Source organism: Bradyrhizobium sp. Ce-3, assembly GCF_022835695.1.
GTDB lineage: Bacteria > Pseudomonadota > Alphaproteobacteria > Rhizobiales > Xanthobacteraceae > Bradyrhizobium.
Genome location: NZ_BQUV01000006.1, coordinates 433,755 through 447,500, shown reverse-complemented (window position 1 = coordinate 447,500; position 13,746 = coordinate 433,755). Strand labels below are relative to the sequence as shown.

Here is a 13,746-nt window from a genome sequence, read left to right as displayed (position 1 = left end):
ATTTAGACCAGTGAGCTGTTACGCTTTCTTTAAAGGATGGCTGCTTCTAAGCCAACCTCCTGGTTGTTTTGGGATTTCCACATCCTTTCCCACTTAGCCACGAATTAGGGGCCTTAGCTGTAGGTCCGGGTTGTTTCCCTCTCCACGACGGACGTTAGCACCCGCCGTGTGACTCCCGGATAGTACTCTCAGGTATTCGGAGTTTGGTTGGGTTTGGTAAGACGGTAAGTCCCCCTAGCCCATCCAGTGCTCTACCCCCTGAGGTATTCATCCGAGGCGATACCTAAATATCTTTCGCGGAGAACCAGCTATTTCCCAGTTTGATTGGCCTTTCACCCCTAACCACAAGTCATCGGAGTCTTTTTCAACAGACACCCGTTCGGTCCTCCAGTGAGTGTTACCTCACCTTCAACCTGCTCATGGCTAGATCACTAGGTTTCGGGTCTAATACAACGAACTTGACGCCCTATTCAGACTCGCTTTCGCTGCGCCTTCGCCTATCGGCTTAAGCTTGCTCGTTAAATTAAGTCGCTGGCCCATAATACAAAAGGTACGATGTCACCCAGAACGTATCTTGGGCTCCATCTGTTTGTAGGTGTCCGGTTTCAGGTCTATTTCACTCCCCTCGTCGGGGTGCTTTTCACCTTTCCCTCACGGTACTGGTTCACTATCGGTCGCTGAGGAGTACTTAGGCTTGGAGGGTGGTCCCCCCGTGTTCAGACAGGATTACACGTGTCCCGCCTTACTCGTGGATACATCATCGCATTACTCGTACGGGGCTATCACCCTCTGAGGCCCAGCTTTCCTGACTGGTTCCGATTGTCTTTGATGTATCACTGGCCTGGTCCGCGTTCGCTCGCCACTACTAACGGAGTCTCGATTGATGTCCTTTCCTCCAGGTACTTAGATGTTTCAGTTCCCTGGGTTTGCTTAAAACCTCCTATTTTATTCGGAAGTCTCATACCTTCTCTTGATAACCGGAAATCCAAAACCTCGCGGTCTGATTTCTTCCATTTCTGGTCGAACCCCAAAACACAAGGTCTTGGAGTTCCGGCTATCGAAGGTGGGTTTCCCCATTCGGAAATCCGTGGATCAAAGCTTCTTCGCAGCTCCCCACGGCTTATCGCAGCGTAGCACGTCCTTCATCGCCTCTCAGCGCCAAGGCATCCACCGAACACCCTTAAGGCACTTGATTGCTCTCATTATCAATGTCCACACACTCGGCAGAATGTTGTCTGCACAACTGCCCGGAGACCGGAGTCTCAGGCACGCATCCTCGATGAATGCGATTGTGCAGCCGGACATTGACTAGAAAGACCAGCTTGCTTCGTAAGATCGGCCCGATAGCGAGGCGGTCAAGCTTCGCTACAAAGATCGTTTTACAACTCGCTCACCTCACTCATCTTGCGATGAGCGACGATGCGCGAGCGCCGAAAACGATCTGGAGATTAGGAATGGTACCCGCGAATTGCTTCGCAGATCCAAACTCGGATCGATCTCCTCTTTACGATGTCAGAAAACACGCACGTCACCGTCCATCCGGACCAATGAGTGCGAAGTGATGTTTCGCGGACGATTTGAACAGAGCTTCCTGCACAAGGCGTATTATCGAGCTTCAATTCCATCTGGTGGAGCCAGACGGGATCGAACCGACGACCTCATGCTTGCAAAGCACGCGCTCTCCCAGCTGAGCTATGGCCCCGTACCAGAAGACGAATGCTCCGCACTCGATCAAAATGGTGGGCCTGGGAAGACTTGAACTTCCGACCTCACGCTTATCAAGCGCGCGCTCTAACCAACTGAGCTACAAGCCCCTAACACGAGAGACATGCCGGCGCGCACCCGACGTGAAGTCGGTGCATCGCACAGCGCTCAGCCCCTGGCGCGTGTTCGTCCGCGAAGAAAGAGAAACGAAGACGGCGAAATCCCGCCAATGGAGCTCAACAATCCTGAAACTGTTGGCCCCTGAATGTTTCTAAAACGGTTCGATAGTGAGCGTGAGCTCGCTGAAGAACCATCCTTAGAAAGGAGGTGATCCAGCCGCAGGTTCCCCTACGGCTACCTTGTTACGACTTCACCCCAGTCGCTGACCCTACCGTGGCCGGCTGCCCCCTTTCGGTTAGCGCACCGTCTTCAGGTAAAACCAACTCCCATGGTGTGACGGGCGGTGTGTACAAGGCCCGGGAACGTATTCACCGTGGCGTGCTGATCCACGATTACTAGCGATTCCAACTTCATGGGCTCGAGTTGCAGAGCCCAATCCGAACTGAGACGGCTTTTTGAGATTTGCGAAGGGTCGCCCCTTAGCATCCCATTGTCACCGCCATTGTAGCACGTGTGTAGCCCAGCCCGTAAGGGCCATGAGGACTTGACGTCATCCCCACCTTCCTCGCGGCTTATCACCGGCAGTCTCCTTAGAGTGCTCAACTAAATGGTAGCAACTAAGGACGGGGGTTGCGCTCGTTGCGGGACTTAACCCAACATCTCACGACACGAGCTGACGACAGCCATGCAGCACCTGTCTCCGGTCCAGCCGAACTGAAGAACTCCGTCTCTGGAGTCCGCGACCGGGATGTCAAGGGCTGGTAAGGTTCTGCGCGTTGCGTCGAATTAAACCACATGCTCCACCGCTTGTGCGGGCCCCCGTCAATTCCTTTGAGTTTTAATCTTGCGACCGTACTCCCCAGGCGGAATGCTTAAAGCGTTAGCTGCGCCACTAGTGAGTAAACCCACTAACGGCTGGCATTCATCGTTTACGGCGTGGACTACCAGGGTATCTAATCCTGTTTGCTCCCCACGCTTTCGTGCCTCAGCGTCAGTATCGGGCCAGTGAGCCGCCTTCGCCACTGGTGTTCTTGCGAATATCTACGAATTTCACCTCTACACTCGCAGTTCCACTCACCTCTCCCGAACTCAAGATCTTCAGTATCAAAGGCAGTTCTGGAGTTGAGCTCCAGGATTTCACCCCTGACTTAAAGACCCGCCTACGCACCCTTTACGCCCAGTGATTCCGAGCAACGCTAGCCCCCTTCGTATTACCGCGGCTGCTGGCACGAAGTTAGCCGGGGCTTATTCTTGCGGTACCGTCATTATCTTCCCGCACAAAAGAGCTTTACAACCCTAGGGCCTTCATCACTCACGCGGCATGGCTGGATCAGGCTTGCGCCCATTGTCCAATATTCCCCACTGCTGCCTCCCGTAGGAGTTTGGGCCGTGTCTCAGTCCCAATGTGGCTGATCATCCTCTCAGACCAGCTACTGATCGTCGCCTTGGTGAGCCATTACCTCACCAACTAGCTAATCAGACGCGGGCCGATCTTTCGGCGATAAATCTTTCCCCGTAAGGGCTTATCCGGTATTAGCTGAAGTTTCCCTCAGTTGTTCCGAACCAAAAGGTACGTTCCCACGCGTTACTCACCCGTCTGCCGCTGACATATTGCTATGCCCGCTCGACTTGCATGTGTTAAGCCTGCCGCCAGCGTTCGCTCTGAGCCAGGATCAAACTCTCAAGTTGGACTTGAACTTTTGAACCGGCTGATCACAACGTTTGACGAGGTCCCACCATTCTTCGTCGACCGAAGTCAACGAGCCGCCTGCGATTCACATCGTTGGCAGCGATGGTGTAACCTTTAAAACGTGTACCGCCGAAGTCTTTCGTCCACTCTCAGAAGTTCAAAAGCCGAAGCTTTCAAGTCTCCCGAGAGACGCAAGGACTCCGCCGTCCACGTTTCTCTTTCTTCATCTTCACTTGTCAAACAGCCCGGGATCCGATGACCCCACACCCTTAGAGGGTGGTTCTACCCCTCAGCGACGGACAGTGAACCTCAACCGATTTATGTCGGCTGCTGTGTCACTCATCGAAGTGAGGAGCATCAGAGGCGCGTTCGCTCGCCTTGGTCAGTGACCCGGCGGCGCCGCGCTCAGTGGTTGGTTTATAGTCCCCACCCCTCGGGATTGTCAACGGCCATTGTCAACAAATCGTCGCACGCCAAAATCGCTTGTGCAGTGCGAAGAAATTCTCGTGCTTTCCATGACTTAGGTCGGAGGTAAAAATTCGTCACCCGGCCCTCGCGGCAAAAAACTTCAAAAAAAACTTCAAAAAAGTTTGGCGCCGGGGTGCCCCGAGAGGCCCTCCCGAACGGGTTCCGGGCCGTCCCGGGCCGGATGGCGGCATCGACCTGGTTAAGGGAAGCTTTTCCACCTCAAATGCCGCACTTGAGCCACAATCCTGCGACGTTCTCGCTATAACGAATGCATTGAACCGCTCGTAACCTGTGGGGGCACGGGTGGTTTTTCTGGGGGACCAGGCGATTTTCTCCAAGAACCCGTCGCCTCTTCCCTTTACGGCCGAGCACCATCGAGAGATCTGCACACCATTGACGTTCGGGATCGCGGCTAGCTAATGGCCATCGGCTTCTCGACTTTGATGCGTGTGGCTCGCCACACCGCCGAGATTCCTCTTCGGGGGATCAGGGTGGGGACGAGGATGAGCAAAGGTCGCGCGCAGTTGCTGGAATTCGGGGGGATATCGGGTTGAGCCAACGGGCGTCACGCGGAAGCGGCATTGGGCGCGAGACCGGGATGATCGATCTCGGTCACGAACCGCCGCTTTCAGTCGACGGCACCGAGGCCGCGGTGATCGATCGCCGCCGTGTCTCCGTACAATGGTTCAGCGGCACCATTCTGACTGGTCTATGTGGCGCAGCCCTGATCGGCGGCGCCGTTTTTGCGTCGCTTGATGGCGAGATGACCTTCGCCAAGGTGCCGGAGCGCGTCGAAGGCGCGCTGCGCGGCGCCTTCACCGGCAACGATCGCGTCGTCAGCCTGCACAAGGGTGACCGCCTGCCGCCGCCGAGCGAATCCTCCGCCTCCCGCAGCCTGGTGCGCGTGTCGACCGTAACCCGCGTCGGCAATCGCGACGTGATGCGCGTCCGCCCCTTCATCCGGATTTCCGGCAATCTCTCGATGACCACGAGCGATCTGTCGTCGAAGATTCCGGCCTTCAATGCACAGCGTCTGTTGACCGATGTCGGCTCCGACGCGCCGGCGGCGACCGAGGATCCGAATGCGGCCGATGCCGCCGAGCCCGACGCCGAGGTCTCTTTCGTCACCAAGGATCTCGGATCGGTGCTGCCGAAAGCCAAGCTCGCCGCCGTTGTCGCGCTCGACGACATCCTGATGCGGGTGCGCGATGCCGCCAACTGGCGCGGCTCCGGCAGCTCGGTGCGCTACGCCTCACTTGCCAATGCCACGGCCGATGCCAGCGGCGCCGGCCCCGATATGCGGATGGCCTACGCCACCGAGGGCAACACATCCGATCCCTATGCGGGCTTCGAGACCCGCGTGGTGCCGGAGAATGTCACCCTGCTGCCGAAGACCAAGGAGCAGGTCACCGGCGGCAATCCGGTCGGCGAACGGGTCCACCTCGTCAAGAAGGGCGACAGCATCACCTCGATCCTGCGCGATCAGGGCGCAACGCCCGACGAGGCGAAAGCGATTGCCGCAACGCTCGGCCCGCGCGGCCGCGACGGCGGCCTGAAGGAAGGCCAGAAGGTGCGCATCCTGATGGCGCCGGCAGCACCGGGCGCCCGGCTGCAGCCCTATCGGGTGATCGTCGCCAACGAATCCATCGTGGAAGCCGTCGCCGCGCTGTCCGATCTCGGCAAATACGTCGCCGTCGACGTGCAGAGCATGAACACCACGACCGACACCGCCGACAATTCCAGCGACGATGACGAGGATGATGGCAGCGGCGTGCGGCTCTATCAGAGCATTTACGAGACCGCGCTGCGCAACAAGGTGCCGCCGACCGTGATCGAAGACATGGTCAAGATCTACTCCTATGACGTCGATTTCCAGCGCAAGGTCCAGCCCGGCGACTCCTTCGACGTGTTCTTCGCCGGCGAGGACGAGGGCGTCACCAGCACCGAAAAGACCGAAGTGCTCTACGCCGCGCTGACCGTGGGCGGCGAAACCAAGAAATACTACCGATTCCAGAGCTCCGACGATGGCGTCGTCGACTACTATGACGAGACCGGCAAGAGCGCGAAGAAGTTCCTGGTGCGCAAGCCGGTCAACAACGCGATCATGCGTTCGGGCTTCGGCGGCCGCCGCCATCCGATCCTCGGCTATGTGAAGATGCACACCGGCGTCGACTGGGCCACCGCCTACGGCACGCCGATCTTCGCCTCCGGCAACGGCGTGCTCGAGAAGGTCGGCTACGAGGGCGGCTACGGCAAATATATCCGCATGAAGCATTCGAATGGATATGAGACGGCCTACGGCCACATGTCGGCCTTCGCCAAGGGCATGGAGATCGGCAAGAAAGTGCGGCAGGGCCAGGTGATCGGCTTTGTCGGCTCGACCGGCCAGTCGACCGGCCCGCATGTCCACTACGAAATCCTGGTCAACGGCCGATTCGTCGATCCGATGCGCGTGAAACTGCCGCGCGGCCGTTCGCTCGAAGGCCCGATGCTGGCGGCCTTCGAGAAGGCGCGCGACGGGATCGAAGCCCAGATGTCCAGCCGCGGCAGCTCACGTATCGTCTCGGATGCCACGAGCTCGACGTCGCAGACCCGCTCCATCACCAACCGCTAACGTCACCGTCGGCCGGCGGGAACCCGCCAAACCGTTCCGAACGGAACGATTCACAGCCGATTCGGCTTGTCCAGGCTGGGCCCCCCCGTGCAGAGGAGGCAAGCATGGCCAGCATCACTCGCAACGACGTGTTGAAAGCCGTCAGCCACGCTGACGATGTTACGATCGCCAAGATCATCGCATCGGGAGCAACCTTGGCAGAGCTTGCCGAGGCGCAGGCTTGGCTTGCCAATGACGAGCCGCTGATCAATGCCGGCAAGCCGCTGGCTACAGGTCGCGCTCGCGAGCTGGTCGACATCCTGTCCGAGCTCGAGCCCGCGGAGGACGATGAGCCGTCACCACCCATCGTCCCGCAGGACTAATTCACAAGGCAAATCCTCCCCGCGGCGTGCGGGGAGGATTTTCGTTATTGCACTCAGTTCAGCTTGCGCTTCGAGACCGGGGCGTCGAACTGCACGATCTCGGCGGTCTTGGACACCTGGCCGTTGAAGGTCAGCACATTGCCCTTCTCCGAAATCACCACGCGATCGCCGTCCTTGACCTCGCCGGTGAGGATCATCTCGGCCAGCGGATCCTGCACGCTGCGCTGGATCACCCGCTTCAACGGGCGGGCGCCGTAAGCCGGATCCCAGCCCTTCTCCGCGAGCCAATCCCGCGCCTTGGCATCGAGCGTGAGCTCGATCTTGCGATCCTCGAGCAGCCTGGTCAGCCGCGCGAACTGGATCTCGACGATACGGCCCATCTCGTTCCGCTGCAGGCGGTGGAACAGGATGATCTCATCGATGCGGTTCAGGAATTCCGGCCTGAAATGCGCCCGCACGACGCCCATCACCTGATCACGGACCGCAGCAGTGTCCTCGCCCTCCGGTTGATTGACCAGGAATTCCGAACCGAGGTTCGAGGTCATGATGATCAGCGTGTTGCGGAAATCGACGGTGCGGCCCTGACCATCGGTCAGGCGGCCGTCGTCGAGCACCTGCAACAGCACGTTGAAGACGTCGGGATGCGCCTTCTCGATCTCGTCGAACAGCACGACCTGGTAGGGCCGGCGCCGCACGGCTTCGGTCAGCGCACCACCCTCGTCGTAGCCGACATAACCGGGAGGCGCGCCGATCAGCCGCGAGACCGAGTGCTTCTCCATGAACTCGGACATGTCGAGGCGGACCATCGCGGTCTCGTCGTTGAACAGGTCAGCGGCGAGCGCCTTGGTCAGCTCGGTCTTGCCGACGCCGGTCGGGCCCAAGAACATGAACGAGCCGGTCGGCCGGTTCGGATCCTGCAAGCCGGCGCGGGCACGGCGCACCGCGGTTGCCACCGCACGCACCGCTTCGGCCTGGCCGACGACGCGCTTGGCGAGCGCATCCTCCATCTTCAGGAGCTTGTCCTTTTCGCCCTCCAGCATCTTGTCGACCGGCACGCCGGTCCAGCGCGAGACGACCTGCGCGATGTGGTTGGCGGTGACCGCCTCCTCCATCATCTCGCCGCCGTTCGGCTTGCTGCTCTCCTGCGCCTCGATGTCGGCGAGCTTCCTTTCCAGCTCGGGGATCCGGCCATAGGCCAGCTCGCCCGCCTTCTGGAATTCGCCGCGACGCTGCGCATTGGCGAGCTCGACGCGAAGCGCATCGAGTTCGCTCTTCAGCTTCTGGGCATTGGAGAGCTTGTTCTTCTCCGCGCTCCAGCGCGCCGTCAGCGCCGCCGACCGCTCTTCGAGGCCGGCGAGCTCCTTCTCCAGCGTCTGCAAACGGCTCTTCGAGCCGGCATCGCTTTCCTTCTTCAGCGCCTCCTGCTCGATCTTCAGCCGGATGATGTCGCGATCCAGCGAATCGAGCTCCTCAGGCTTGGAATCCACCTGCATCTTCAGCCGCGCCGCCGCCTCGTCCATCAGATCGATGGCCTTGTCGGGCAGGAAGCGGTCGGTGATGTAGCGGTTCGACAGCGTGGTCGCGGCCACCAACGCGGAGTCGGTGATGCGCACGCCGTGATGCTGCTCGTACTTGTCCTTCAGGCCGCGCAGGATCGAGATGGTGTCCTCGACCGTCGGCTCGCTGACATAGATCGGCTGGAACCGGCGGGCCAGTGCGGCATCCTTCTCGACATGCTTGCGGTACTCGTCGAGCGTGGTCGCACCGATACAGTGCAGCTCGCCGCGCGCGAGCGCGGGCTTCAACAGGTTGGACGCATCCATCGCGCCGTCGGTCTTGCCGGCGCCGATCAGCGTGTGCATCTCGTCGATGAACAGGATGATGCCGCCCTCGGCGGACGAGACCTCCTGCAGCACGGATTTCAGCCGCTCCTCGAACTCGCCGCGATATTTCGCGCCGGCGATCAGGGCGCCCATGTCGAGCGACAGCAGCTTCTTGTCCTTCAGGCTCTCCGGCACGTCGCCGTTGAGGATGCGCAGCGCGAGGCCCTCGACGATCGCGGTCTTGCCGACGCCGGGCTCACCGATCAGGACCGGATTGTTCTTGGTTCGCCGCGACAGAACTTGAATCGTGCGGCGGATCTCCTCGTCGCGGCCGATCACCGGGTCGAGCTTGCCGTCGCGCGCAGCCTGGGTCAGGTCGCGGGCATATTTCTTCAGCGCGTCATAGGCATTCTCGGCGGTCGCGCTGTCGGCGGTGCGGCCCTTGCGCAGCGCTTCGATCGCCGCGTTCAGGTTCTGCGCCGTGACGCCGCCCTTGCTCAGGATCGAGGCCGCCTCGCTGCCCTTCTCGAGCGTGAGCCCGAGCAGCAGCCGCTCGACGGTGACATAGCTGTCGCCGGTCTTGTCGGCAGCCTTTTCCGCCGCATCGAAGGCGCGCGCCAGCTCCGGCGACAGGTAGACCTGTCCGGCGCCATTGCCCGAAACCTTCGGCAGCTTGTTCAGCGCCTCTTCGGTTGCTTTCAGGATCGCTCTGGAATTGCCGCCTGCACGGTCGATCAGACCGCCGGCGAGCCCCTCATTGTCGTCCAGCAGCACCTTCAACAGATGCAGCGGTGAGAACTGCTGGTGACCGTCGCGCATTGCGAGCGACTGGGCAGACTGGATGAATCCGCGCGAGCGCTCGGTGTACTTCTCAATGTTCATTCGTTTTCCCTCGGCCTGCCGTCACCACCCATTCAGGCATGGTTCCGGCATCTTCATTGGGTTTCCGCGGGCCGCGTTGACGTTCCTCAACCAGCCTCTGGTCGTCGCCATCATTTTTCAGGCTTGCCGCAGATGTGGGCACTTGGTTCCGAAACGGAAGAGCCACAGTCCGCGATTTCGCCCGATGAAGCTCAGCGCCGCACGATGGCGACAAGGTAGCGGCAAGGCTGAGCGGTCTCGTTACGGAAGACGATGTCGGACGGCGGCCCGAGCTCGACGCGGTCACCCGCAGCGAGTTCGTGACGCTCCGCCCCCTCCATCAAGGTGAGGCGGCCGCCGATGACCCACACCACCTGACGGACCAGGTGATAGGCGCTGGCAGGGAAGCCGGCTTCCTGGTTGGCAGGCAGTTCGACCTCGACCAGCTCCAGCGGATTGGCCGGATGCAGGAACACCTGCCGCCGCAGATAGGCCGCCTTCGGATCGCGCCACACCGGCTGATCCTTGGCCCGCTGCAGGCGGGAATGGCCAGAGGCAACCTCGAACAGCGCGGCCATGGTCAGGCCATAGGCCGTGGCAATCCGCGACAGCGTCGCCGCCGTCGGGCTGGCCTCCGCCCGCTCGATCTTGCTCAGCATGGCCTTGGACACGCCTGCCCGCCCGGCGAGTTCCGCCAGCGACCAGCCGCGGCCCTCCCGTTCGGCGCGAACCCGGCGCCCGAGAGCCTCATCGGCACTGTCTTCTATAATTGACATAACGTCTTATATAGTAGACGATGGGTGCGGTTCAAGAGATTTATCGAGGAACGGCCCATGATTATCCACCCCGCCACCGAGCAGGACATCCCTGCGATCACCGCGATCTTCAATGAGGCGGTGGTCAACTCGAGCGCGATCTGGACGGAGAAGCAGGATTCCGAGGCCGAACGGCTGGCCTGGATGCAAGCCCGGCTGGCGCTGGGCTATCCAGTGCTGGTCGCGGCGGAAGGGGCTGAGGTGCTGGGGTACGGCACGTTCGGCGATTTCCGGGCCTTCCCCGGTTACCGCTACAGCGTTGAGCACAGCGTCTACATCCATGCCGACCATCGCGGCCGCGGGCTTGGCCGGATCATCGTCGATCAGCTGATCACCGCGGCCACCGCGCTCGGCAAGCACGTCATGATCGCCGGCATCGACGGCGGCAATCCCGCCTCGCTCCGGCTGCACGCGCAGGCCGGCTTCGTCGAGGTCGCGCGGATGCCGGAGGTCGGGCGCAAGTTCGGCCGCTGGCTCGAACTCGTGTTCATGCAGCGCCTGCTGGATGCCGCGGGCGCAGCGCGGCCCGACTAGCTGCCTTGGCGTTGCCGGCGGTTCTCCTCGCAGGCCAAACAGGCTAGAGCGGGCGGATGGACAGCACGCAGACTTCCTCCGCCAGGATCACCGGCATCTACCGTTACCCCGTCAAGGGGCTCACGCCCGAGGCCTTGCCCCGCGCCGAGCTCAAGGTCGGCGAGACGCTGCGCTCGGATCGCCGCTATGCGATCGAGAACGGGCCGAGCGGGTTCGATCCCTCGACGCCGAAATGGCTGCCGAAGCCACACTTCCTGATGCTGCAACGGGACGAGTGGCTGGCGCCGCTGCGCGCCCATTTCGACGACGACAGCCACGTGCTGACCTTGCACCGGGATGGCGCGATGCTGGCGCAGGGCGATCTCGAGACGGAAGAAGGCCGCGCGGCGATCGAGCGCTATTTCACCGACCGTCATGCCGGCCAGATCAAGGGAGCGCCCAAGGTGCTGGTGAGCCCCGGGCACAGTTTCTCCGACGTGCCGCGCAAGGTGGTCTCGATCATCAACCTGGCGAGCCTGCGGGCGATCGAGGAGATGGTGCAGGCGCCGGTGCATCCCTTGCGCTTCCGCGCCAACCTCTATGTCGAGGGCTGGCCGGCCTGGCATGAAGCCGGCCTGCTCGACCAGACCATCGCGATCGGCAGCGCGCGGGCCAAGGTGGTGAAGCGCATCACCCGCTGCGCCGCGGTCAATGTCGATCCCGATACCGGCGCGCGTGACCTCTCGGTTCCGAACACGCTGATGCAGCGCTTCGGCAACAACGAATGCGGCATCTACGCCGAGATCATCTCTGACGGTGGCGCGGCCGTCGGCGACACCATTGCCGCCGAATAATCACTAGCGTCGCAGGCTGGGCGAGGCGCACATGCGCCCTGCCCAGCTTTCGACGGCTCAGTTCGACGGCATCACATAGGCGTAGATCCGGCCGCGCGAGACCGGCACCTCGCGGACGCGGTGGCTGCTGTTGCCCGAGATCATGATCGGATTGCCCTTGGCATCAACGCCGGTGATGATCCCGACATGGCCGCCGCCGCGGCGGCCCATCACGGCGATGGCGCCGACCTGCGGCCCGGATACGCGCGTGCCGTATCTGGCGAACGAGCTCGCCATGTCGGAGCCGGTGCCGCGATGGCCGGTCTGCTGCAGCACCATGTTCATGAAGCGCGCGCACCACAGGCTGGAGCGGCCGGTCGGGTTGCCGCCGCCGAGATAGCGGCGCGCCGTGGCGACGATGCCCGATGAACCGAAACCATCTGCCGCAATGACGCCGCCGGTGTTGGGCACAGCCTCAGCGCTGCCGGGCAACTGCGCCGCGTTGGTCTCGACGATCCCGCCTGGTTGCGCGAGTGCGCGGCGCTCGGCGCGCGACAGTCGCGCAGCGTGCCGATAGTAACGATGAGCTGAATGGCGCGCGTGATGACCGGCTTGATGACCGGCTTGGGCCGAATGCGCGTGACGCGAATGGTGCGGACGGGCCGACGCCGGAGCGGCGGAGATCACGGCAAGGGTGAGCGAACACAGAGCCAGCGCCAAAACTCGAAGCGACCGGCGATACGCAAGCAACTGAACCATACTTCACTAGATCCTCTGTCACGCCCCCCAACTCCCCGTCGCGTTCCCAAGCGAACACCTGACGGAACACGGCGGTGGTTTTGAAAATCGGGGTGTGGCGCGAGGAAGATTTCATGCGGCGCGGGGAGAACGATTTCTGGGTCATTCCGCGCAAATTCCATGACCAAAATAGCCAGAACTGCCGCATTGCAGCCGCGGAAATTAATTGCAAATCTGGGGCAGGCCAACGAGAGGAGAATTTCAATGCCCCCTGCCGTCACGAAAGATCATGTCCGCCTTCATTTCGAAGAAGCAGGCAGCGGCACCCCGATCATCTTCCTGCACGAGTTCGCAGCTGATCACACCAATTGGGAACCGCAGATGCGCTACTTCTCGCGCGGCCACCGCTGCATCGCCTATTCGGCGCGCGGCTACACGCCGTCGGACGTGCCTGCGAGTGCCGAGGTCTACACCTACCAGCATTTCTACACCGACGCGCTGGCGGTGCTCGACCATCTCGGCATCGCCAAAGCGCATTTCATCGGGCTCTCGATGGGCTCCTATTCATCGCTGCAAATCGCGCTCAATGCCCCGGAGCGCGCGCTGTCGATGACGCTGGCCGCGGTCGGCTCGGGCTCCAGCCTCGAGAATCTCGATGCCTTCCGCGCGCAGTGCCGCGCCAATGCCGAGCAGCTCGAGAGCATCGGCTCGGTCGAGGTCGCCAAGGTGACGCGCGAGGCGCCGAGCCGGATCCCGTTCCTGGTCAAGGACCCGCGCGGCCACGCCGACTTCTACGCAGCGCTCGCCCGCCACGACGCCAGGGGCTCGGCCAACACCATGCGCAGCTTCCAGGGCGGCAGACCCTCGATCTACACCATGACCGACGCCATCAAGCGCGTCGCGACGCCGGCGCTGATCCTGTGCGGCGACGAGGACGACAATTGCATCGCGCCGAGCATGTTCCTGAAGCAGCACCTGCCGGCCGCGGGCCTGTCGTTCTTCCCGAAGTCGGGCCACGTGCTCAACCTCGAGGAGCCGGCGCTGTTCAACGAGATGGTGGAGCGCTTCATCGCGCTGGTCGAGGCCGGCCGCTGGCCGGTGCGCGATCCGAGGTCGCTGGTGGCGGCACCGGTGTAGGCCGTCATTCCCCGGTGCGCAATTGCGCACCCGAGGGCGATGCGCAGCATCGAACCCGGAATCCATTC

The 13,746-nt window shown here is 61.8% G+C and carries 8 protein-coding genes, 2 tRNA genes and 2 rRNA genes (1 of these 12 cut by a window edge); 5 read left to right on the top strand and 7 right to left on the bottom strand.

Going from position 1 to position 13,746, the window contains the following annotated elements; translation table 11 throughout:
* From BRSPCE3_RS22870 to BRSPCE3_RS22855, 4 genes are all read right to left on the bottom strand, one after another.
* Nucleotides 1–1,195: ribosomal RNA gene (locus tag BRSPCE3_RS22870) — 23S ribosomal RNA — on the bottom strand; it reaches 1,651 nt to the left of the window's first position.
* Nucleotides 1,196–1,626: 431 nt separating this feature from the next.
* A tRNA-Ala gene (locus BRSPCE3_RS22865) sits at nucleotides 1,627–1,702 on the bottom strand.
* 35 nt (nucleotides 1,703–1,737) lie between these two features.
* Nucleotides 1,738–1,814: transfer RNA gene (locus BRSPCE3_RS22860), tRNA-Ile, on the bottom strand.
* Between the two features lie 210 nt (nucleotides 1,815–2,024).
* A 16S ribosomal RNA gene (locus tag BRSPCE3_RS22855) occupies nucleotides 2,025–3,513 on the bottom strand.
* The 16S and 23S rRNA genes sit together here with 2 tRNA genes alongside, the layout of an rRNA operon.
* A gap of 1,019 nt (nucleotides 3,514–4,532) precedes the next feature.
* Between BRSPCE3_RS22855 and BRSPCE3_RS22850 the strand changes: the two genes are divergently transcribed.
* A complete protein-coding gene (locus BRSPCE3_RS22850; RefSeq protein ID WP_244068468.1) occupies nucleotides 4,533–6,596 on the top strand; it encodes a M23 family metallopeptidase in 2,064 nt (687 codons plus the stop codon).
* 104 nt (nucleotides 6,597–6,700) lie between these two features.
* Nucleotides 6,701–6,958, top strand: coding sequence for a hypothetical protein (locus BRSPCE3_RS22845; protein WP_244068466.1), 258 nt, complete (start codon nucleotides 6,701–6,703; stop codon nucleotides 6,956–6,958).
* A 53-nt stretch (nucleotides 6,959–7,011) separates the two neighbouring features.
* Here BRSPCE3_RS22845 and clpB read toward each other — a convergent pair whose 3' ends face one another.
* Both clpB and BRSPCE3_RS22835 read right to left on the bottom strand, forming a co-directional pair.
* Nucleotides 7,012–9,663, bottom strand: coding sequence for an ATP-dependent chaperone ClpB (gene clpB / locus BRSPCE3_RS22840; RefSeq protein WP_244068464.1), 2,652 nt, complete (start codon nucleotides 9,661–9,663; stop codon nucleotides 7,012–7,014).
* 191 nt (nucleotides 9,664–9,854) lie between these two features.
* On the bottom strand, nucleotides 9,855–10,418 hold the full coding sequence (locus BRSPCE3_RS22835) for an XRE family transcriptional regulator (RefSeq protein WP_244068462.1): 564 nt from the start codon (nucleotides 10,416–10,418) through the stop codon (nucleotides 9,855–9,857).
* Between the two features lie 57 nt (nucleotides 10,419–10,475).
* On the opposite strand from BRSPCE3_RS22835, the gene BRSPCE3_RS22830 reads away from it, so the two are divergent.
* Nucleotides 10,476–10,991, top strand: coding sequence for a GNAT family N-acetyltransferase (locus BRSPCE3_RS22830; protein WP_244068460.1), 516 nt, complete (start codon nucleotides 10,476–10,478; stop codon nucleotides 10,989–10,991).
* Between the two features lie 56 nt (nucleotides 10,992–11,047).
* Entirely contained in the window at nucleotides 11,048–11,824 is a 777-nt protein-coding gene (locus BRSPCE3_RS22825) for an MOSC domain-containing protein (RefSeq protein ID WP_244068458.1), read from the top strand.
* A gap of 57 nt (nucleotides 11,825–11,881) precedes the next feature.
* Here the strand turns inward: BRSPCE3_RS22825 and BRSPCE3_RS22820 are convergent, their stop codons facing one another.
* Nucleotides 11,882–12,562 carry a TIGR02594 family protein gene (locus BRSPCE3_RS22820; RefSeq protein ID WP_244068456.1) on the bottom strand — a complete coding sequence of 227 codons (681 nt, stop codon included), beginning with the start codon at nucleotides 12,560–12,562 and terminating at the stop codon, nucleotides 11,882–11,884.
* A gap of 243 nt (nucleotides 12,563–12,805) precedes the next feature.
* Here BRSPCE3_RS22820 and BRSPCE3_RS22815 point away from each other — a divergent pair, with 243 nt between their 5' ends.
* Entirely contained in the window at nucleotides 12,806–13,678 is an 873-nt protein-coding gene (locus tag BRSPCE3_RS22815) for an alpha/beta fold hydrolase (RefSeq protein ID WP_244068454.1), read from the top strand.
* The last annotated feature ends 68 nt before the right edge of the window (nucleotides 13,679–13,746 follow it).